A 19,002-nucleotide genomic window follows, 5' to 3' on the forward strand; every position below is an offset into this window, starting at 1 on the left:
CCGTGCGTCTAGGTGGCGGAGCGGGCGGGCCGGGGACGCAGGCCCAGGCGACGTAGTTCCAGGTCGGCGAGGCCCGCCACCGTGGCGGGGTCGTTGGCGCGCCAGGCTCCGGCGGGGTCGGCGTGCACCTCCAGCAACCGGCTGGTGGAGGCCGAAGACAGCGCCCGCAGCGCGAGGAGCCGGGCCCGGGCGTCCGGGGCCAGCCGGTCCAGGCGGCGCGTTCCGGTGGCCCGGCGAATCCACCGCACCCGCATGGGCAGCCAGGTCGCCGCGACCAGGTACAGCGGGATCGCCACCACGAGCAGCGGCAGGGTGACGGCGAGCGTACCCACGGTCTCCTGGAAGGACTCGCCCGCCTGGCTCATCGTGGCACCGGTGTCACTGAGGTTGTCGAAGGGCGTGGCCAGGGCGTCACCGGCGAAGGGCACCTGGCGGACGTTCTCCGCGGCCGTCCCCATGTGCTCCGTGAACCCCGCCCCGGTGCTCGCCATCAGCTCGCCGGGGCGGTTCAGGGTCAGGACGGCCTCGCGCAGGGTGAGGGCCGCGTAGACCCACGCGCAGACCCAGACCAGGGCGAACAGGTCGGAAACGAGTTGGAGTACGGCGCGCACGGGAGTGTCGGCGTAGAGCTTCACGGGGGGCTCCTGGGGGGTGAGGAGGAAGGAGGGGAGCGGGGCGCGGGGCCCCGCTTGCCCGTACCCGTTTTCACTCGGGCGCACCCGCGCGCACCCGTCTCCGGCCACCACCGGGGCGCGCCCCGGTGGTGGCCGGGGCCCTGGACCCGGTGCGCGAGGAACCGGACCGCCCGTGATGCCTAGCCGGTGAACTCGCCGCGTGCCACGGCCGCCCTTCTGCGTGTCTCCACATCGTCCACCAACAGGTCCACCATCTCCTCCGTGACGCCCAACCCGAAGGTGCGCAGCGTGACGACCGGCAACGACCGCGCCATCTCCAGCATCTCGGGCGCGAGGTCGTCCATCCCCGGGAACGCGGCGATGACCTCCTCCATCACCGGCCCGCCGATCGGGTGCGAGCGCCATTCGCCCACGGTGCAGTACTTGGTCAGCGGACGCACGTAACGGTCTCCGTCGGTGGTGATCTCCCCGCGCAGGCGCAGGTCCCGGGACGAGGCCCCGACGGAGACGGTGTAGGTGCCCGCCGCCAGGGACCAGCGCTGGTCCCGGGTGTCCCACACCGACAGGTCGCGACCGGTCAGCGGCAGTTCCACCCGGGTGCTGCCGCCCGGTTCCAGGTCCACCTTCGCGAACCCGCGCAGTTCGTGCCGGGGCCGGGTCGGGTAGTCCTGTTCGATCCCCGTGTACAGCTGGGCCACCTCCTGCCCGGATCGGTCACCGGTGTTGGTCACGGTGAACGTCACCGTCCACGCCCCGTCCCCGGCCGGGGCGACCTCCAGTTCCGAGTACGCGAAGGTCGTGTAGGTCAGCCCGTGCCCGAAGGGGTAGGCGACCGGCACGTCCAGGGTGTCGAAGTGGCGGTAGCCGACGAACACCCCCTCCCCGTGCCGGACCACGCCGTTCTCACCCGGGAAGTTCAGGTAGGTGGCGTGGTCGCTCAACCTGAGGGGGACGGTCTCGGTGAGCCGGCCCGAGGGGGAGGCCGCCCCGGTCAGGACGTCCACCGTGGCGGCCCCGCCCGCCTGGCCGAGGAGCCAGCCCTCCACCACGGCGTCGGCCAGGCCCCGCCATCCCGCCACGGACACCACGCCGCCGTTGGAGAGCACGACCACCACCCGTTCGCTGACCTCGCGTACCCGGGCCAGCAGTTCCAGCTGGTTCCGGGGCAGGTCCAGGGTGGTCCGGTCGTAGCCCTCGGACTCGGCCTCGTCCGGAAGCCCCAGGAACAGCACCGCCGTGTCCGCCTCGCGGGCGGCCGTCACCGCCTCCTCGGCCAGGGACGGGTCGGTCGTCCCGTCCACGGTGAAGCCGGGCGCGAACCGCACGTCCGCCAGGGCGCTCTCGAACGCCTCCCACGCGCTGTGTACCCGGGTCGGTACCACCCGGGAGGAGCCGCCGCCCTGGTAACGGGGGCTCCGGGCGAACTCACCGATCACCGCGACCGAACGCGTGGGGGCCAACGGGAGGACTCCCCCCTCGTTCTTCAACAGGACCAGCGCCTCGCGGGCCGCCTCCCGGGCCAGCGCGTCGTGCGCCTCGTGCTCCAGGGGGAGGGTGGGGTCGGTGGACACCCGCTCCTGGAGGCGCCGCAGCCGGTCCACCACGGTGTCCAGTACGGACTCGTCCAGGTCGCCCCGCTCCACCGCCTCCACGACGAGCCGGTCGGTACCGCTCGGCGGCATCTCCAGGTCGAGTCCGGCGCGTACCGCGGCCACCCGGTCCACCACGGCGCCCCAGTCGGAGACCACCACGCCCTCGAACCCCCACTCGTCGCGCAGGAGCTCGGTCAGCAACCACGGGTCCTGGCTCGTGTACACCCCGTTGAGCCGGTTGTAGGAGCTCATCACCATGGCGGGCGACGTCGTACGGACGACCTCCTCGAAGGCGGACAGGTAGATCTCGCGCAGGGCGCGCCCGTCCACCTCGGCGCTGACCCGGTGCCGGTCGGTCTCCTGGTTGTTGGCAGCGAAGTGCTTCACGCAGGCGCCCACCCCCCGCGACTGGACGCCGCTCACCAGGGCGGCGGCGATGCGCGCGGTGACGTGCGGGTCCTCGGAGACGTACTCGAAGTTGCGCCCGCACAGCGGTGAGCGCTTGATGTTCATGCCCGGGCCCAGCACCACGTCCACGCCCTGGGCGCTGGCCTCGCCGCCCAGGGCCGCGCCGACCCGGCGGACGAGGTCGGGGTTCCAGGTCGAGCCGAGGGCCACCGCGGGCGGGAAGCAGGTGGCCGGGACGCTCCCGCCGATGCCCAGGTGGTCGCCCTCCTCGGGCTGGTGCCGCAGCCCGTGCGGGCCGTCCGCCAGGTGGAGGGGGCGCAGCACGCCCTCCACCCCGGTGCTGTGCCAGGTGTCGGAACCGGAGGTGGCCGAGGCCTTCGCGGCGAGGTCGGGTCGTGGTGCGGTGCTCATACGGTCCTGTCTTCCGAGGGGTCGGTGCTGCTGTCGTCGGGGGCCGTGACGGTGATTCCGAGGCCCCGGAGGAAGGAGGTGACCACGGTCCGCATGTCCACGGAGTCGGGGTCGAGGAGCCACTGCACCTGGAGTCCGTCCTGGAGGGCGACGAACTGCCGGGCCGCGACCTCCGGAGCGGGGTGCGCACGTGCGTCGAGAAGCCCGGCGAACGCGGTGGTGAGGTGCTCGCGCAGGACGCGGTACCTGCGGACGAAGTACGCGTGGGCGGGGTGGGCGGGGTCGGTGGCCTCGGCCGACAGGTTCACGTAGAGGGAGACCAGCCCGGGGGTCGCGGTGTTGCGTTCCACGATCCGCACGATGTTGTCGACGAGTTCGCGGTGGCTCAGGTCGGGGCTGAGGACCAGCGGCGCGTCGGCCTCGTCACGCCTGCTCAGGACGTGCAGGAGCATGGCCTCCTTGTTGGGGAAGTGGTGCAGTGCCCCGGCGTGGGTGATCCCGGCGTGGGCGGCGATGTCGCGCAGGGACACCGCCCGGTAGCCGGACCGCGAGAACAGTTCGGTGGCGGAGTCGATGATGCGCTGCCGGGTGCGCTCACCCTTGCTCGGCCGGGTGCGGTGTGCGTCCGCCACTGGTCGGTCTCCTCGCGGTCGGTCGCGCCACGGATTCCACCGGGGCGGCGAAGTCCTGGTTCGCTCCGAGACTACGGTCGGGTGCCGCCGTCGCCCCGGTACGCGGGGCCGCGTCGTACAGGGGACGCAGAGAATTTACCACTTGGTTAATTTGTGGCACAAGACACATGACGACCTCCTCTCGTCGGTACACCGACACCGGTGACTCCCCGAACCCGATCAGTTCGGCCCGCCCACGAGCCTGACCCGCCCACGAGCCCGACGAGCCCACGAGCCCGGCCCGCCCGACGAGCCCGACCCGCCCGGCCCGCCCGACGAGCCCGACCGGCCGCGCCGGCCGGCACGCCTCGCCCAGGGGTGCCGTCTGCCACGGCTGGGGCACCGGGCGGCGGCCGGGCCGAGGGCGACATCCCGGGCAGGCCCGGCCGTCCCGGGCTGGCGCGGACACGGCGACCGCCCCGGTGTGCACAGGTCGGATCGCCTGGGCGTGACGGGTGGCGGTGACGGGTGACGGGTGGCGCATCGCATCGGAGGCCTCCTGCGCGCGGCGGGAACGGCGAGACCCTCCCAGGACACCAGGCCGGGGGAGCCCGCGCCAGCCCCGGCCGTGCATCTGTGGACAACCCGCCGTTCCCGCCTCGGTTCGGGCACCGTGTGGGCTCCGACCCCACAGCACCCCCACCGTCGCTCGGGACCAGGGTGCGCGCGGCCCCTTCCGATCCCGTCCACACCGGTCGTCGCACCGTCATGGGGCCCCCCTCCGGCGCACCCTCGGCTACGTTCGGAGGGTCCCCCCACCCCGACGAGAGGGTCACAGATGAGCGACGACCACACCGGGCGCGGGCGCGCCGCAGACCGCACCCAGGCCTTCGCCGGTCTCACCGACCACTACCGCGCCTTCCGTCCCGGCTACCCCGAACGGGTCCTCGACACCCTGCGCGAACACGTACGCGCCGGGGCCACGGACGCCTGGCCCGCCCCCTGGCTGCTGCTCGACGCGGGTTCGGGCACGGGCATCTCCACCCGGGCCCTGCGCGCGCTGTTCGGTCCCGGTCCCAGGGTGGTCGGCGTCGAACCCGGTCACGACATGCTCCGCGCCGCCCAGGCGGAGGGCGGCGGGGTCGACTACGTCGCCGCCCGCGCGGAGGAGGTCCCCTTCGCGGACGGCTCCGCCGTGCTCGTCCTCACCGCGCAGGCCCTGCACTGGTTCGACCGCCCCGCCTTCTACGCCGAGTCCGTCCGCCTGCTCACCCCCGGCGGCACCCTCGCCGTGCTCAACAACAACCGGGACCTCTCGGGCAGCGCGTTCGTCGACGACCACGAGGGGCTCCTGGAGCGGTACAGCCCCGGCTACGACCGCCACCACCGCCGGTACGACCTGGTCGGGGAACTCGCGGGGACCCCTGGCCTGACCGGGGCGGTCGAGCACACCCACCCCTGGACCCGGGAGCTCACCACCGACGAGTACCTGGGGACGGCGCTCTCCTCCAGCCGGACGGCGGCCGTGGTCCGCGAACTCGGCGAGGAGCGCACCCGCGCCGAGATCAGGGCCGTCGCCGACCGCCACTTCCCCGACGGCCGGGTCCTGATGCCCTACACCACCCAGTTGGTGGTGGCCCGCCGCGTGTGACCGCCTGACGGCCGCGCGGGCCGGGTCGGAGTCCGGGCGCCCGTCCGGGCCGCCGGTACAGGTCCCGGTCGGCCCGTTCGGGGCTTTGCGGGATCGCTCCCTCCCACTGGCCTTGGCCTGAGACGGCCCGGGGAACGCTCCCGCAGATCGGGCCCGCTCACGGCGGGCCGGACGACGACGGGGGGAACCAGCACCCATGGCGCAGCTGATCGTACTCGGGGTGGCCGACCGCGACACCGCCGAGAAGGCGCTCGACATCGCCTCGGAGCTCAACAAGCAGGAGCTCCTCCAACTGGAGGACGCCGCCTACGCCTACAAGGACGACAAGGGCCGTCCCCGCATCCACCAGACCGTGAACCTCACCGGGTACGGGGCGGCGGGCGGCGCCCTGTGGGGGACGCTCATCGGCCTGCTCTTCCTGAACCCGCTCCTCGGTCTGGCCGTCGGCGCGGGCGCGGGCGCCATCGCGGGACGCCTCAGCGACGTGGGTATCGACGACGACATGATCCGTGAGATCGGCTCCGAGCTCCAGCAGGACCGGGCCGCCGTCTTCCTGCTCGCGGCCGACGCCACCATCGACCGGGTCGTCGACGCGTTCCGTCCGCTCGACCCCACGGTCATCCAGACCAACCTGTCCAAGGACAACGAGCGGGAGCTCGTCGAGGCCCTGCGCTCCGAGTAGGCGCCGCCGAGGCCGACCCCCTGGGGGAACCGGCCGCTCCCACGCCGCCGACGCCGAGCACCGGCGTCTCCACCGGGCCGGGCACGCGGTTCGCCCCCGGCCGGACGAGCCGCGTCCGTACGACGAGGAGCAGTGATGACCGGTCACGGGCCCGACCACTCCGACGACACCGACTTCGCCAACGCCGAGCGCGGCCTGGTCGCGCGGCTCTCTCCCGGCCAGGTCCGGGACGCGGACGGGCGTGTGGTGTGGGACGCCGACGCGTACGCCTTCCTCCAGGGGGAGTGCCCCGACACCGCCAACCCGAGCCTGTGGCGCCAGTCCCAGCTGTGCGCCAAACAGGGGCTGTTCGAGGTCACCGAGGGGATCTACCAGGTCCGGGGCCTGGACCTGTCGAACATGACCCTCGTGGAGGGCGACCAGGGCGTCCTGGTCATCGACCCCCTGATCTCCGCAGAGCCGGCGCGCGCCGGGCTCGACCTATACCGCGAGCACCGGGGGAACCGGGCCGTCAGCGGGGTCATCTACTCGCACTCGCACGTCGACCACTTCGGCGGGGTCGGCGGTGTCACCGACGGCACGGTCCCGATCCTCGCCCCGGTCGGGTTCCTGGAGAACGCCGTGGCGGAGAACGTGCACGCGGGTCCCGCCATGGCCCGCCGCAATCTCTTCCACACGGGGTCCCGCCTGGAGGTCGGGCCGCGCGGGCAGATCGGTGTGGGGCTCGGCCAGACCAGGTCGATGGGCACCGTCACCCTGATCGCGCCCAACCGGGAGATCACCCGCACCGGGCAGGAGGAGGTGGTGGACGGGGTGCGGATCGTGTTCCAGATGACCCCGGGGACCGAGGCCCCCACGGAGATGAACTTCTACTTCCCCGACCACCGTGCCCTGTGCATGGCGGAGAACGTCACCCACAACCTGCACAACATCCTCACCCTGCGCGGCGCCCAGGTGCGCGACGCCCGCGTGTGGTCGCGCTACCTGGACGAGTCGGTGGAGCTGTTCGGGTACGAGTCGGACGTGCTCTTCGCGTCCCACCACTGGCCCACCTGGGGCACGGAGAAGCTGGTGGAGCTCCTGTGCCAGCAGCGCGACATGTACGCCTACCTGCACGACCAGACGCTGCGGCTGATGAACCGTGGGTGGGTGGGCGCGGAGATCGCCGAACAGTTGCGGATGCCCCCGGGACTGGAGCGGGAGTGGCACACCCGGGGCTACTACGGTTCGGTCAACCACAACGTGAAGGCGATCTACCAGCGCTACATGGGCTGGTTCGACGGCAACCCGGCCCATCTGTGGGAGCACCCTCCCGAGGAGGCCGCGCTGCGGTACGTGGAGTGCATGGGCGGCGTGGACGAGGTGCTGTCGCGCGCGGCGGAGTTCCGTGACCGGGGCGACCTGAGGTTCGCCGCGACGCTGCTCAACCACGCGGTGTTCGCCGAGCCGGGCGACGAGCGGGCGCGGGAGGCCCTGGCCGGGGTGTACGAGCGGTTGGGGTTCGGCTCGGAGAACGGCACGTGGCGCAATTTCTACCTACAGGGAGCGGCCGAGCTGCGGCAGGGCAGACCGGACCTGCCGTCGAACCTGGGTACCGGGATGGCCGCGGCGCTGTCGGTGGACCAGCTCTTCGAGTCGCTGGCGATCCGGGTCAACGGGCCGCGCGCCTGGGACGAGCGGTTCGCCGTCGACTGGGTGTTCACCGACCTGGACACCACGTACCGGACCACGCTCTCCAACGGTGCGCTCACCACCAGGGAGAAGCCGCGTCGGGGAGAGCCCGGGCTGACGGTCACGCTCAACAAGTTCCGCCTGTTGCGTCTGCTCGCGGGCAAGGGGACCGAGGGTATGGCGTTCGCCGGGGACGCGGAGCTGCTGGACCGGCTGCTCGGAGTGCTGGACCGGCCGGACCCCTCGTTCGACATCGTGACGCCCTGACGGCGGGCCCCGGGGCCGGGGCGCTCGCGGCCCGGCGGGTCGTCTCACGCCCGGGCCCGCCCGGTCGGACCGGGGCCGGGGGCGGACCGGGTGGTCCCGGCCGGAGCCGCCGTGTTCGTGCCCGACTGGGCGGCGATCCCGTCCAGGACCATCTCCAGGCCGGTCATGACCCAGTCCTCGCCTCCGGTCTCGTCGTCCTCCGGGGCGGACCCGACCAGTGCGGCCACTCGGGGGAAGGCGGAGAGGTCGTCGCCACCGAGCCTGCCGCGCCAGGCGTCCCCGGGGGCCGGGCCCGTGGCCGCGTTTCCGCCGTCGGGGTTCCGCGGATGGGTCTCCGAGGGGGCCAGGGCCATCCGCGCACTGCCCTGGAGGTGGTGTGTGACCGCCATGATCGCGCGCCCCGCCTGCCCCGGGCTGAGTCCGAGGGGCTCCAGGGCGGTCAGCGCCCACTCCATCGACGCGAGCATGTGCGGGCCCACGGGCGGAGCGAGGGTCGCGGCGGCGGTGAGCATCCAGGGGTGGGCCGTGTACATCTCCCAGTCGTGTCGGGCCAGCAGGCGCATGCGCGCGCGCCAGTCCAGGTCGCCCGGGTCGGGGTAGGCGTGACGGGAGTGCAGGGAGTCGAGCATCTCCCGGAGGAGTTCCTCCTTGTCGGAGACGTGTCGGTAGAGCGACATGGTCCCCGCGCCGAGGTGCTTCGCGACGCGGCGCATGGAGACCGCGTCCAGACCCTCGGCGTCGGCGAGGCCGATCGCGACCTCGACGATCCGTTCCCTGCTCAGCGTGTGTGCCGCCACGTTCACCCCTGCTCGGCCGTTGCGGTCACGCTAACACTTGCGTACGGTGTACCCGTCAGGTGCGTACAGCGTACCCACCCCCTAGTGAACCGAGACCGTCATGACCGCGCAGACCAGACGCGACCACACACGGCGATGGCTCTCCCTCGTCGTCCTCGTCGTCCCCGTGCTCCTCACCTCGATGGACATCTCCATCCTGTACATGGCCGTCCCCGCCATCACGGCGGACCTGGCTCCCACCACCGGCCAGACCCTCTGGATTCTCGACGCCTACGGCTTCCTCCTGGCCGGACTGCTGATCACCGCGGGCAGCCTCGGCGACCGGATCGGGCGGCGGCGCCTGCTCCTGGCGGGCTCCGCGCTCTTCGGCGCCGCGTCCCTCGCGGCCGCGCTCTCCACCACCCCCGAGGCGCTGATCACCGCCCGCGCCCTCATGGGCGTCGGCGGGGCCGCGCTCATGCCGTCCACGCTCGCGCTGATCCGCAACGTCTTCACCGACCCCGCCGAACGCACCCGCGCCATCGGGCTCTGGACGGCGGCCTTCGCCGGGGGAGCGGCGCTCGGGCCCGTGGTCGGCGGCGGACTGATGGAGTTCTTCGACTGGGGCTCGGTGTTCCTGGTCAACGTTCCCGTCGTCATCGCCCTCGTGGTGGTGGGGGCCCTCGTCCTGCCCGAGTACCGGGCCGAGGACCCCGCCCCGCTCGACGCTCCGAGCGTGGTCCTCTCCTTCGCGTTCGTGCTGCCCGTGGTGTGGGCGGTCAAGGACGCTGCTGAGGGGCTCGCGGTGACCCCGGCCAACACCGCGGCGCTGCTGGTCGGGCTCTGCTGCGGGGCGGTGTTCGTGCGGCGCCAGCGACGGCTGCCCGTCCCGCTGGTCGACGTCTCCCTGTTCGCCGAGCGGCGCTTCACCGGGGCCGTGCTCGCCGGCGCGCTCATGATGTTCACGCTGGTGGGCATGATGCTGCACACCGCCCAGTTCCTCCAGCTGGTCCGGGAGTTCTCACCCCTGCGCGCCGCGCTCCTGCTGCTCCCCGTCCTGGCCGCGGTGGCGGTGACCTCCGCGCTCGCCGCCGGTGCGGCGAGGAGGTACGGGCACCGGGCGGTGTTCGTGACCGGGGCCCTGCTCTCGGCCTCGGGAATGCTCGCGCTCGGACTCACCCCCGCCGACCCGCCCACCTGGTGGGTCCTGGTCGGGTCCGCGACGGTCGGCATGGGCGTGGGGCCGGTGGTCGCTCTCGCGGTGGACGTGGTGGTCGCGGCGGTCAGCCCGGACCGGGCGGGGGCCGCCTCGGCGGTGTCGGAGACCGCCAACGAGTTCGGGGCCGCGCTGGGGATCGCGGTCCTGGGCACCGTCAGTGCCGCGGTGTACCGCTTCAGGGTCGAGGCGGGCGTGCCGCACGACGTTCCCGCCGAGGGGGTGGAGGTGATCGGTTCCAGCCTGGGCGCCGCCCTGGCCGTCGCCGAGAGGCTGCCCCACGCCGCTCGGGACCTCGCCGAGACGGCACGTGAGGCGTTCGTGTCCGGGATGGCGGCCACCGGCAGGGTCGGGGCGGGACTGCTGTTCGCCCTCGCCCTCGGCCTCGCGGTGCTGCTGCGCAGGAGCTGACCCGCCCCCGGGAGACGGCTCGGGGCCGGGATCGGGGACGGCGGTGGGCCAGTCCCTCCTGGAGGGAGTGGCGGGTGGTGCACCGCCGCCCGTCGTCACCTTGGTTCAGACCAGTCTCTTCTTGAAGCCGATGTGGCTGGGTTCGTAGCCCAGCCGCTGGTAGAAGCGGTGGGCGTCCTGTCGTTTGACGTCCGAGGTCAGTTGCAGCATCACGCATCCCCGGCCCCGGGCCTCGCGTTCGGCCCATTCCAGGAGCGTGGCCCCCAGTCCGCCGCCTCTTTCGTCGGAGTGCACCCGCACCGCCTCGATCTGGGCGCGGGTGGCCCCCTGTCGTGACAGGCCCGGGACGACGGTGAGCTGGAGGGTGCCGACCACCCGTCCGGCGCGGCGGGCCACCGCCAGGTACTGGTGGGGATCGGCGTCGATGACCTCGAAGGCCTCGACGTAGCGGGTCAGGTCGTCGGGTGTCTCCCGGCGGGCGCCCAGGGGGTCGTCCGCCAGCAGGGAGACGATGGCCTCCACGTCGGTCTTCAGCGCGCGTTCGATGGTGAGCATGGGCCCAACCTAGCGACCCGTTTCCGAAGGCCCCGGAAGCTTGAACCGGTTCCCCCCGGTTGGTCGTGAACTCTCCCGATCCCGGGTGCGGTCACCTACTGTTGACCCATGGACGCCGAACACCTGACCGCGCTGGCCCGTGCCCTGGACGGCGACGACCCCCTCACCGGCCTGGAGGCCGTGGTGCGGCTCCGGGCGGAGGCGGAGCGGTCCGAGGCCGTCCTGGTGCGCCGCGCCCGCAACCAGGGGGCCACCTGGGCGCGGATCGCCGAGGTCCTCGGAGTGTCCAAGCAGGCCATCCACAAGAAGTACGGCGGGCGCCGTCTGCTGGGCCGACAGGAGTAGACCCGGGCGGTGCCGCTCAGCGCAGTGCGGCCACGAACCGCACCATACGCGCCTCGAACCCCTCGGCCTCGCCGAACCACACCGCCACGGCGTCCGCGCCCGCCTCCGCGAGCCCGCGGAACCGTGCCACGGCGTGCGCGAACCCCTCCTCTCCGCCGGTCCACGCGATCCGCGCCCCGGTGTCCACGGGGCGCCGGGTCAGATCCCGCAGGCGGTCCCGCGCCGCCGCGAACACGCGGGGGTCGGGGTCCACCCCCTGCCACTCGTCGGCCCACCGGGCCGCGCGGCGCAGGGCGGGCTCCGAGCCTCCGCCGACCATCACCCGCACCCGCTGCCGAGGGCGGGGCTCGAACACACCGTGCTCGAAGGAGTGGAACCTTCCGTGGAAGGGGCCCTCGCCCTCGAAGAGGTGCCGCAGCAGCGCCAGCGCGTCGTCGGCCCGGGCTCCCCGGGCGGAGAAGTCCGCCCCCACCGACGCGAACTCCTCGCGTGACCAGCCCACGCCCACGCCGAGCGTGAACCGGCCGCCCGAGACGCGGTCCAGGGTGGCCACCTGCTTGGCCAGCACGAAGGGGTCGCGCATCGGCAGTACCAGGACGGACGTGCCCAACCGGATGCGTTCCGTGCGGGCCGCCAGGTACGCGAGTGTCACCAGGGGCTCGTACACGCCCCCGAACACGGAGCCGTAGGGAGAGGGAGGCAGCAGGTGGTCCGGCAGCCACACGGTGTGGACGCCCAGGTCCTCGGCGCGGACGCCCAGGTCCACGAGGGCCTCCGGCGGGGTGTCGGGAGACTCGTTGGGCAGGACCACCTGGAGGCGGGGTGCGGTCGGCTCGCTCATGCGGCGACCGTACCCACCCCGACCTGTGGGATACCTAAGAGTGAGACAACCGTTCCGGAGCGTGGCCGATCCGCGTGTCCTGCCGCGGGCTCACACCGCCCCGCCGGGAAGGGTCAACCGGACCGCGAGCGCCCGGTGCGTCGTACCCGGCACGTCCAGGACCTCCAGCCCGTCCACGGAGACCCTCTCGTCCACCAGGACGTGGTCGATGGCGGCCATGGGGAGCGGGCCGCCCACCGGCCAGGTCCCGGTCAGGCCCCGCCCGAGGCGCGCGGCCGCGTCGGTGTACCCCCGATCGAGGACCCGGCGCGTCTCCGCGTGGTCGAGCGTGGCGTTGACATCGCCCGCCAGCACTCGAACGGTGTCGTCGGAAGCCGAGGGGAGGGCGCGCAGCCCGTCCCGCCAGGAGGACATGCTGGAGGGGCGCCGGGGGGACATCGGGGGGCGACGGGAGGACGGGGAACGATCCACCCGACAGGCTCCGGGGCGGCGCGATCGGCCGTGTTCCTCGTCACGGTCGCCCCGCCTCGGGTCCGCCGAGCGCCGCCCGGCGGACCCGAGGCGTTCGGTCGCCCTCCGTGCCCGGCCCCCGGAGGCGGTGCCGACGGCGGGGGCCGACACCGGACCGCGAACGCCGGGGACGGCGACGATTCCGCATCGGTCCGCACCCCGCCGACGGCCGGTTTCGGCCGGGATCATCATGGTCCACACCAGGGCAAACACCCACAATCGGTGACAGATCGGGAGGGGTGAACGGTGGCTGCGGACGCCGGGTCGGCGACACCACACCGAGGACCCCCGCTCCGGAGTGGCGGGGGGCCGAACAGAGGCGTACAGTCCTCTCTGGTGCGCCGGGAAGTTCACGCGGCGGACACCACATCTCTCTCTACGCGAAACCAGATCCATGACCGTCGTCCCCCTGCGCACAGCGCGCGTGTACCGCTCCGAAACCGCCGAGCGGTCAGTCCACGCCTGGTGTCACAAGGCCCTGAGCCAGTGGCCCGACCTCGGGCCCCTTCCGCCCGTGGAGACACGGCTGGGCCCCACGCAGGCCTTCCGTGCCTCGGGTGGGACCGGTACCCCGGTCCTGGTCCTGTCGGGCACCAACTTCAACGCCGCCACCACGGTTCCCGCCGCCCGCGCGCTCGCCGCGGACCGGCCGGTCCTGCTGGTCGACCCTCCGGGGCAGCCCGGTCTGAGCTGCAACCAGCGGACCGCGGGTGCCCGGATCGAGACCTACGGTGCGTGGCTCGACGAACTCCTGCCCCAGATCGCCGACGGGCCGGTCATCCTGCTGGGACACTCCCGGGGCGCCGCGATCGCGCTGTCCTCGACCCCGAACCCCCTCGTCGCGGGAATGCTCCTGCTCAACCCGGCCGGGTTGACCGCGGCGGGGCTGAGCTCGGAGTCGATGCGCGCCACCCTGCCGTGGATGATCCACCCCAACGAGCAGACCAGCACCCGGCTCATCGAGTTCCTCAGCGGACCGTCCACGGACACCGGGTGCGAGGAGCACCGCACCGAGGCCGAGTGGCTGACACTGGTGGCCCGCCACTGCCGTACCCACTCCACGCCCACCCCGCTGCACGCGGAGGCCTTCCTGGCGTGGTCCGGTACCCCGGTCCGGGTGGCCACCGGGTCCCACGACCCGTTCTTCTCGCCCGCGCGCTTGCACGGCCCGGCCCGCCGGTTCCTCGACACCGACGTGCGGACCATCGAGGGGGCGGGTCACCTGTCCCTCTACGAGCAGCCCGAGAGGGTCGCCGAGCTCCTGCGCGAGTTCGACGCCTGACGGGCCCTCCCGTCGCACCCGGACTCGGGGGCGCTCACGCGACCGCCGCCGGGGACGGGCTCAGTCCCGCCCCAGCGCCCGGCGGAGGTCGGGCGCCGAGGTGAACACGTGGCCCCGCAGGCCCAGCTCTCCGGCGGCCTCCACGTTGGCGCGGTTGTCGTCGACGAACAGGACGTCCCCGGCCCGGGCGCCCATGCGCTCCAGGCACCACCGGTAGGCCCCGGCCTCGGGTTTGGCGTGCCCGATGCGGCAGGAGAGCCCCAGCGTCGGGAATAGCTCCAGGACGTCGGGGTGCCGTTCCTCGAAGCGCGCCGCCAGCTCCGGGGGGATGTTGGAGAGCAGCCCCAGCGGCACGCCCGCGTCGGAGAGCTCCCGCACCAGGGCCACGGACGCGTCGTTCACCCGCGACCAGCTGTCCAGGTCCAGGGAGATCAGGCGCTCCACCCGTTCCGGGGAGAAGCCGGTGCCGAGCAGCTCGCCCACCGCCCGCCAGTAGGCCGGGCCGTCCAGGTCGCCCCGGTCGTAGTCCTGGCGCGGCGACCAGTAGGCCGTCCAGAAGGCGTCGTGGCCGTGGCCGGAGCACTCCACCATCATGGCGCGGACCGTCGGGGACTGGTCCATCGCGACCACTCCGAACATGTCGAACAGCACTGCGTCCACGAGGCACTCCCAGGGTCGGTTCGGGCTCCGGTTCGCAGGCCCTCCTTCCCCGAGCGCTCCGGGACGAACCCCGCTCTGCTGTGAGTCGGGCGCGGGGCCGACGCGCTGTGGCCGCTGTGAACGGTGTTCTACGAGGCGTAGTTTGTCAGTATTTTTGGTGATAAATGTGCCAGTGAAGTTTTGTCAGGCTTTGTCGGCCGTTTTTTGCGGGGTTTCTCGTAGTGGTGGTTCTTTGTCCTGTGAGGGCTGGTTTCGCTGCCAGAATGTGGGCATGTGACGGAAGGGAAGTCGTCTTCCCTTTGTGTGTCCCTGCCCCGAGTCGATTCGTGGGGAAAGGAGCGGGGCCCCACCGGACGAACCAGCCCGAACCACCAGAAAGCAGCCGGTATGTTCGAAAAACTGGCACGGAAGATGGGTCTGGAGACGAACCCGGCGATCTTCTTCGCCTCGGCGTCGTTGACCGTGTTCTTCGTGGTGTGCGCGATCACCTTCACGGACACGGTGGACCTGGTCTTCGGTGCCACGTCCACGTGGATTCTGTCCCACCTGGGATGGCTCTACATCCTCGGCGTGACCACCTTTCTCGTCTTCCTCATCTGGATCGCCTCCAGCCGTTTCGGCCGTATTCGCCTGGGGCCGCCCGACAGTAAACCCGACTACAGCAACACCTCATGGTTCTGCATGCTGTTCGCGGCCGGAATCGGAAGCATCCTCATGTTCTGGGGTGTCGCCGAACCCATCAGCCACTACGCCAATCCTCCGCAGGGCAACGTCGAACCCGAGACCGTCGAGGCCGCGCAACAGGCCATGGGTTTCACGCTGTACCACTTCGGGCTGCACACCTGGACCATCTTCTGCCTGCCCGCGCTGGCCTTCGCCTATTTCGTGTACCGCAGGGGGCTGCCGTTCCGGGTGAGCTCGATCTTCCACCCGTTCCTGGGCGACCGGATCAACGGTCCCTTCGGCCGGGCGATCGACGTCTTCGCGGTGCTGGGCACGCTGTTCGGCGTGGCCGTGACCATCGGCCTGGGCACCATGCAGATCAACAGTGGACTCAACACCCTGTTCGGTATCGAGGAGAGCCGGGTCAACCAGGTCATCCTCATCGCCATCGTCACCTGCGTCGCCGTCATCTCGGTGGCGACGGGGCTGGACGTGGGCATCAAATGGCTCTCCCAGATCAACATCGTCATCGCGGTGGCGCTGCTGGTCTTCGTGTTCCTGGCCGGGTCCACCCTCTACCTGGCCAAGGGCGTCATCGAGACCACCGGTGTCTACGCGCAGTGGCTCATCCCCCTCTCGTTCTGGAACGACACCTTCGGCAACACCGGATGGCAGGGCACCTGGACGGTCTTCTACTGGGCGTGGACCATCACGTGGTCCCCGTTCGTCGGCATCTTCATCGCCCGTATCTCGCGGGGGCGCACCATCCGCGAGTTCGTGCTGGGCGTGCTGGGCCTGCCCACCGCCTTCAGCATCGTGTGGTTCAGCGTGTTCGGCCTCTCCGCCTTCGACATCGAGATGAACCAGGGCGGTGGCCTGGTCGAGGAGGTCGTGGTCGACGGGGACATCCCCGGCGCCCTGTTCGCCTTCCTCACGCACTACCCGTGGACCACCTTCGTCTCCGCCATGTGCATCGTCATCGTGATCATCTTCTTCACCACCTCGTCGGACTCCGCGTCCCTGGTGGTAGACATGCTGTGCTCGGGCACGGAGGAGTCACCGACCCGGCAGCGCGTGTTCTGGGGTGTCACCGAGGGGGTGGTGGCCGCGACGGTCCTCACCGCCTCGGGGGTGGGCGGCCTGGACGCCCTGCAACAGACCATCATCGTGTTCGGGTTGCCGTTCTTCGTGATCGGCTTCTTCATGATGTTCGCGCTGGTGCGGGCGCTCCAGGCGGAGACGGCGGAGGGTTCGGGCGCCCAGCGGGGGCGCCGGGCGCCGCTCTCCGCCCGCTCACGCAGGCTCCGGCGCCAACAGCGCCGCAACGGTTCCGCGAACGGCAACGGCAACGGCAACGGCAACGGCAACGGCAACGTCAGGCCGAGCAGGCGGGGTGACGACGCGCTGGAGGACTGAACCGGCCACCGTCAACGCGTCGGCACGGGCCAGAAGAAGTCGTCGACCCCGAAATGCAGGGAGATCAGTTCGGGGTCGACGCGGTCCCGCCCGTAGGCGTCCAGGAAGCGGTCCGCGTCGGTCCGACCGAAGTGCGGGTTCAGCCGACTCAGCAGGCTCCCCACCATGGCCGACAGGTCACGGTGGGGGTCGGCCACCCCGGCCCGGCCCAGATCCACCAGCCCCCAGCGCCGGTCCGCCGTGACCAGGACGTTGGGCAGGCAGAAGTCGCCGTGGGTGACCACCTCACGCAGGGGACCGGCCCGCTCCACCCTGCGCTCCACCTCGGCGAGCGCTCGGGCGGGGTCGGTCCCCTCGTACCTGCTCCCCTTCCAGGAGCGTCGGACCAGGCCCGAGTCCACCCGCTCCCAGGCCCGCTCCAGTTCCTCCCCCAACCCCTCGTGGGACACGACGCCGCCGACGGGGGAGACGGGGGAGTCGTGCACGGTGCGCGCCGCCTCGGCCAGCAGTTCCACCAGCCGGGGGTGTTCGAGCGCCACCCCCGGCTCGTGCGCCGGGGTGCCCGGCAGGTGACTGAAGACCACCCACCGGGGCGGGCCCGCCGCGCTCCTCTCCCGCTCCAGGACACGGGGGACGGTCAACCCGGACCTCCGCAGCCACGTGGCCCGGGAGACCTCGTCGCCGAGCGCGTCGGCGAGGTCGGGGCGATCGTCCGGCACCCGTTTGAGGACGGCTGCCGCCCGGCCGGCGTCGTCGCGCAGACGGAAGACGCGGGCGCCCGACAGGCCCACGTGGACCTCCTCCGGGCGCAGCGCGTTCAGGGCCGGGTCGTCGAAGAGCGGCAGCCTCATGCCCGCAGCCTAGGCGCGGCCGGAACCGTCGCGCCAACGGTGGTCCACAGGCGGCCGCAACCGGTGGGCGGACCCTCCCGGCGCGGTCATGATGGGAACCATGACCCTCACCGACGAACACTTCCTCGCCTCCACCGCCGACCGGCTCGCCGCCCTCCCGGGGGTGGAGGCGGTCAGCCTCGGCGGCTCGCGGGCCCGGGGCACGCACCGACCCGACAGCGACTGGGACCTCGCCGTCCACTACCGGGGCTCCCGAGGTGAGTTCACTCCCCGGGCCCTGCGTGACACGGGCTGGGAGGGGGAGGTCTCGGAGCTCGGCGGCTGGGGCGGGGGCGTGTTCGACGGAGGGGCCTGGCTGAGGATCGACGGCCGTCGGGTGGACGTGCACTACCGCGACCTCGACGTGCTGGAGCACGAGCTGGCCGAGGCCGAACAGGGGCGGTTCCGCGTCGAGCCGCTCCTGTTCCACCTGGTGGGTATCCCCACCTATCTGGTCGTGGCCGAACTGGCCCTGGGCCGGGTGCTGGTCGGAGACCTGCCGCGCCCCACCTACCCCGAGGCGCTCAGACGGAGCGCGCCGCCGCGCTGGCGCGGGATGGCGTCGGCCACCCTCGACTACGCCGAGCGCGCCCACGCGCCGCACGGGCGGGTGGCCCAGTGCGCGGGGCTGCTGGCCCAGGCCGCCTCCCACGCGGCGCACGCCGTGCTCGCGGCGAGGGGGCAGTGGGTGACCAACGACAAGGAGCTGCTGTCCTCGGCCGGTCTGGAGGAGGTGGACTTCGTGGTCGCGGGGATGACCGCCGACCCCCAGGACCTGCTGGCGGCGGTCGCGGAGACCGGCCGGATCATCGCCGGGGCCCGCTGACCCCGCACCGCGCGCCCGTCCCGGCCTTGATCCCCCTCCGCCGGGACCCTATGGTTAGTAAGTACCCACTAACCACAAGGAGTCCCGTGAGCCCCCTCGCGACCCCCGGCGTTCCCGCTCCCACCCGGAACCCACGCGCACGAGCACTCGTCCCCGTCGCCGCCAGCCTCGTCCTCCTGCTCGAACTCGCCGCCACCCTGGCCTCCGTGGGCGGCGACGCCTTCGCACCGGTCGCCGGATGGGGCGCCACCCGTCCGGCCGACACCCTCACGTTCGTACTGGTCGGCATCGGCTGCGCCGCCCTGTACTGGTCCCGTACCCGCCCGCTCACCGTGCTGTTCGCCGCCACGGGCGCCTACGCCGCCTTCCTCCTCCTGGGCCACGAACCGGGCCTGTTCCTCGCGCCGATGTTCGCCCTCTTCACCGCCGCGCTCCAAGGGGCACCACGGGGCGCGGTCCTCTTCGCGGGCGCCGCCGCCTACGCGGCCTCCCTGTACTGGGTGTACGAACGCGCCGCGACCATCGCGGACCCCGGGGCGGCCCTCCTGGCCTGGGTCGCCTTCGGTACCGTGACGGGGGTCTTCCTCGCAGGACCGTACGTCGCCGGAGAACTGGTGCGCCTGCGCCGGGCGCTCACGGGGCGCACGACCGACCCGACACCACGGCCGACGACCACTCCCTAG

The 19,002-nt window shown here is 72.4% G+C and carries 18 protein-coding genes; 9 read left to right on the plus strand and 9 right to left on the minus strand.

Features of this window, described 5'->3' with window-relative positions:
• Positions 1-8: 8 nt before the first annotated feature.
• The 3 genes from ACFYL4_RS05120 to ACFYL4_RS05130 form a co-directional block, all read right to left on the minus strand.
• Positions 9-635 (minus strand): hypothetical protein, encoded by a 627-nt coding sequence (locus ACFYL4_RS05120; protein WP_387516504.1) that lies wholly within the window; start codon positions 633-635, stop codon positions 9-11.
• A 179-nt stretch (positions 636-814) separates the two neighbouring features.
• On the minus strand, positions 815-3,046 hold the full coding sequence (locus ACFYL4_RS05125) for a glycoside hydrolase family 3 C-terminal domain-containing protein (protein WP_357760851.1): 2,232 nt from the start codon (positions 3,044-3,046) through the stop codon (positions 815-817).
• Positions 3,043-3,678: a TetR/AcrR family transcriptional regulator gene (locus ACFYL4_RS05130; RefSeq protein WP_387516506.1), complete on the minus strand. Its 636-nt coding sequence runs from the start codon at positions 3,676-3,678 to the stop codon at positions 3,043-3,045. Before ACFYL4_RS05130 ends, ACFYL4_RS05125 begins: the two co-directional genes overlap by 4 nt.
• Before the next feature lie 817 nt (positions 3,679-4,495).
• On the opposite strand from ACFYL4_RS05130, the gene ACFYL4_RS05135 reads away from it, so the two are divergent.
• The 3 genes from ACFYL4_RS05135 (at position 4,496) to ACFYL4_RS05145 (ending at position 7,928) form a co-directional block, all read left to right on the plus strand.
• A complete protein-coding gene (locus ACFYL4_RS05135) occupies positions 4,496-5,308 on the plus strand; it encodes a class I SAM-dependent methyltransferase (protein ID WP_387516508.1) in 813 nt (270 codons plus the stop codon).
• A gap of 196 nt (positions 5,309-5,504) precedes the next feature.
• On the plus strand, positions 5,505-5,990 hold the full coding sequence (locus tag ACFYL4_RS05140; protein WP_387516510.1) for a DUF1269 domain-containing protein: 486 nt from the start codon (positions 5,505-5,507) through the stop codon (positions 5,988-5,990).
• Between the two features lie 135 nt (positions 5,991-6,125).
• Positions 6,126-7,928, plus strand: a complete 1,803-nt coding sequence (locus tag ACFYL4_RS05145) for an alkyl/aryl-sulfatase (protein WP_387516512.1) — start codon at positions 6,126-6,128, stop codon at positions 7,926-7,928.
• A 44-nt stretch (positions 7,929-7,972) separates the two neighbouring features.
• Here ACFYL4_RS05145 and ACFYL4_RS05150 read toward each other — a convergent pair whose 3' ends face one another.
• A complete protein-coding gene (locus ACFYL4_RS05150) occupies positions 7,973-8,725 on the minus strand; it encodes a TetR/AcrR family transcriptional regulator (protein ID WP_357760865.1) in 753 nt (250 codons plus the stop codon).
• A gap of 100 nt (positions 8,726-8,825) precedes the next feature.
• Between ACFYL4_RS05150 and ACFYL4_RS05155 the strand changes: the two genes are divergently transcribed.
• Positions 8,826-10,331: an MFS transporter gene (locus ACFYL4_RS05155; RefSeq protein WP_387516514.1), complete on the plus strand. Its 1,506-nt coding sequence runs from the start codon at positions 8,826-8,828 to the stop codon at positions 10,329-10,331.
• 105 nt (positions 10,332-10,436) lie between these two features.
• On the opposite strand, the gene ACFYL4_RS05160 is transcribed toward ACFYL4_RS05155, so the two are convergent.
• Positions 10,437-10,886 (minus strand): GNAT family N-acetyltransferase, encoded by a 450-nt coding sequence (locus ACFYL4_RS05160; protein WP_357760870.1) that lies wholly within the window; start codon positions 10,884-10,886, stop codon positions 10,437-10,439.
• Between the two features lie 108 nt (positions 10,887-10,994).
• Between ACFYL4_RS05160 and ACFYL4_RS05165 the strand changes: the two genes are divergently transcribed.
• Positions 10,995-11,231, plus strand: a complete 237-nt coding sequence (locus ACFYL4_RS05165; RefSeq protein ID WP_357760873.1) for a hypothetical protein — start codon at positions 10,995-10,997, stop codon at positions 11,229-11,231.
• Between the two features lie 16 nt (positions 11,232-11,247).
• Here the strand turns inward: ACFYL4_RS05165 and ACFYL4_RS05170 are convergent, their stop codons facing one another.
• Positions 11,248-12,072, minus strand: coding sequence for a TIGR03619 family F420-dependent LLM class oxidoreductase (locus tag ACFYL4_RS05170; RefSeq protein WP_387516517.1), 825 nt, complete (start codon positions 12,070-12,072; stop codon positions 11,248-11,250).
• Between the two features lie 90 nt (positions 12,073-12,162).
• The gene (locus tag ACFYL4_RS05175; protein WP_387516519.1) at positions 12,163-12,978 is read right to left on the minus strand and encodes an endonuclease/exonuclease/phosphatase family protein; all 816 of its coding nucleotides are present in this window, start codon (positions 12,976-12,978) and stop codon (positions 12,163-12,165) included.
• Between ACFYL4_RS05175 and ACFYL4_RS05180 the strand changes: the two genes are divergently transcribed.
• Positions 12,977-13,864: an alpha/beta fold hydrolase gene (locus tag ACFYL4_RS05180; protein WP_387516521.1), complete on the plus strand. Its 888-nt coding sequence runs from the start codon at positions 12,977-12,979 to the stop codon at positions 13,862-13,864. The two genes, ACFYL4_RS05175 and ACFYL4_RS05180, sit on opposite strands and share 2 nt — an antisense overlap.
• A 60-nt stretch (positions 13,865-13,924) precedes the next feature.
• Here ACFYL4_RS05180 and ACFYL4_RS05185 read toward each other — a convergent pair whose 3' ends face one another.
• On the minus strand, positions 13,925-14,524 hold the full coding sequence (locus ACFYL4_RS05185; RefSeq protein WP_357760884.1) for an HAD family phosphatase: 600 nt from the start codon (positions 14,522-14,524) through the stop codon (positions 13,925-13,927).
• A 387-nt stretch (positions 14,525-14,911) separates the two neighbouring features.
• Here ACFYL4_RS05185 and ACFYL4_RS05190 point away from each other — a divergent pair, with 387 nt between their 5' ends.
• On the plus strand, positions 14,912-16,603 hold the full coding sequence (locus tag ACFYL4_RS05190; RefSeq protein ID WP_387516523.1) for a BCCT family transporter: 1,692 nt from the start codon (positions 14,912-14,914) through the stop codon (positions 16,601-16,603).
• An 11-nt stretch (positions 16,604-16,614) separates the two neighbouring features.
• On the opposite strand, the gene ACFYL4_RS05195 is transcribed toward ACFYL4_RS05190, so the two are convergent.
• Positions 16,615-17,454, minus strand: coding sequence for a phosphotransferase (locus tag ACFYL4_RS05195; protein ID WP_387516525.1), 840 nt, complete (start codon positions 17,452-17,454; stop codon positions 16,615-16,617).
• 100 nt (positions 17,455-17,554) lie between these two features.
• On the opposite strand from ACFYL4_RS05195, the gene ACFYL4_RS05200 reads away from it, so the two are divergent.
• On the plus strand, positions 17,555-18,319 hold the full coding sequence (locus ACFYL4_RS05200) for a nucleotidyltransferase domain-containing protein (protein WP_387516527.1): 765 nt from the start codon (positions 17,555-17,557) through the stop codon (positions 18,317-18,319).
• A gap of 86 nt (positions 18,320-18,405) precedes the next feature.
• A complete protein-coding gene (locus ACFYL4_RS05205; protein WP_387516529.1) occupies positions 18,406-19,002 on the plus strand; it encodes a hypothetical protein in 597 nt (198 codons plus the stop codon).

It is taken from the genome of Nocardiopsis sp. NPDC006938 (assembly GCF_042869555.1).
GTDB lineage: Bacteria > Actinomycetota > Actinomycetes > Streptosporangiales > Streptosporangiaceae > Nocardiopsis.

Coding starts and splice junctions, on each gene's coding strand:
- ACFYL4_RS05175 (WP_387516519.1), bottom strand. CDS start 12,978: ATGGATCTGGTTTCGCGTAGAGAGAGATGTGGTGTCCGCCGCGTGAAC.
- ACFYL4_RS05155 (WP_387516514.1), top strand. CDS start 8,826: ATGACCGCGCAGACCAGACGCGACCACACACGGCGATGGCTCTCCCTC.
- ACFYL4_RS05170 (WP_387516517.1), bottom strand. CDS start 12,072: ATGAGCGAGCCGACCGCACCCCGCCTCCAGGTGGTCCTGCCCAACGAG.
- ACFYL4_RS05135 (WP_387516508.1), top strand. CDS start 4,496: ATGAGCGACGACCACACCGGGCGCGGGCGCGCCGCAGACCGCACCCAG.
- ACFYL4_RS05125 (WP_357760851.1), bottom strand. CDS start 3,046: ATGAGCACCGCACCACGACCCGACCTCGCCGCGAAGGCCTCGGCCACC.
- ACFYL4_RS05140 (WP_387516510.1), top strand. CDS start 5,505: ATGGCGCAGCTGATCGTACTCGGGGTGGCCGACCGCGACACCGCCGAG.
- ACFYL4_RS05145 (WP_387516512.1), top strand. CDS start 6,126: ATGACCGGTCACGGGCCCGACCACTCCGACGACACCGACTTCGCCAAC.
- ACFYL4_RS05195 (WP_387516525.1), bottom strand. CDS start 17,454: ATGAGGCTGCCGCTCTTCGACGACCCGGCCCTGAACGCGCTGCGCCCG.
- ACFYL4_RS05200 (WP_387516527.1), top strand. CDS start 17,555: ATGACCCTCACCGACGAACACTTCCTCGCCTCCACCGCCGACCGGCTC.
- ACFYL4_RS05180 (WP_387516521.1), top strand. CDS start 12,977: ATGACCGTCGTCCCCCTGCGCACAGCGCGCGTGTACCGCTCCGAAACC.
- ACFYL4_RS05190 (WP_387516523.1), top strand. CDS start 14,912: ATGTTCGAAAAACTGGCACGGAAGATGGGTCTGGAGACGAACCCGGCG.
- ACFYL4_RS05160 (WP_357760870.1), bottom strand. CDS start 10,886: ATGCTCACCATCGAACGCGCGCTGAAGACCGACGTGGAGGCCATCGTC.
- ACFYL4_RS05165 (WP_357760873.1), top strand. CDS start 10,995: ATGGACGCCGAACACCTGACCGCGCTGGCCCGTGCCCTGGACGGCGAC.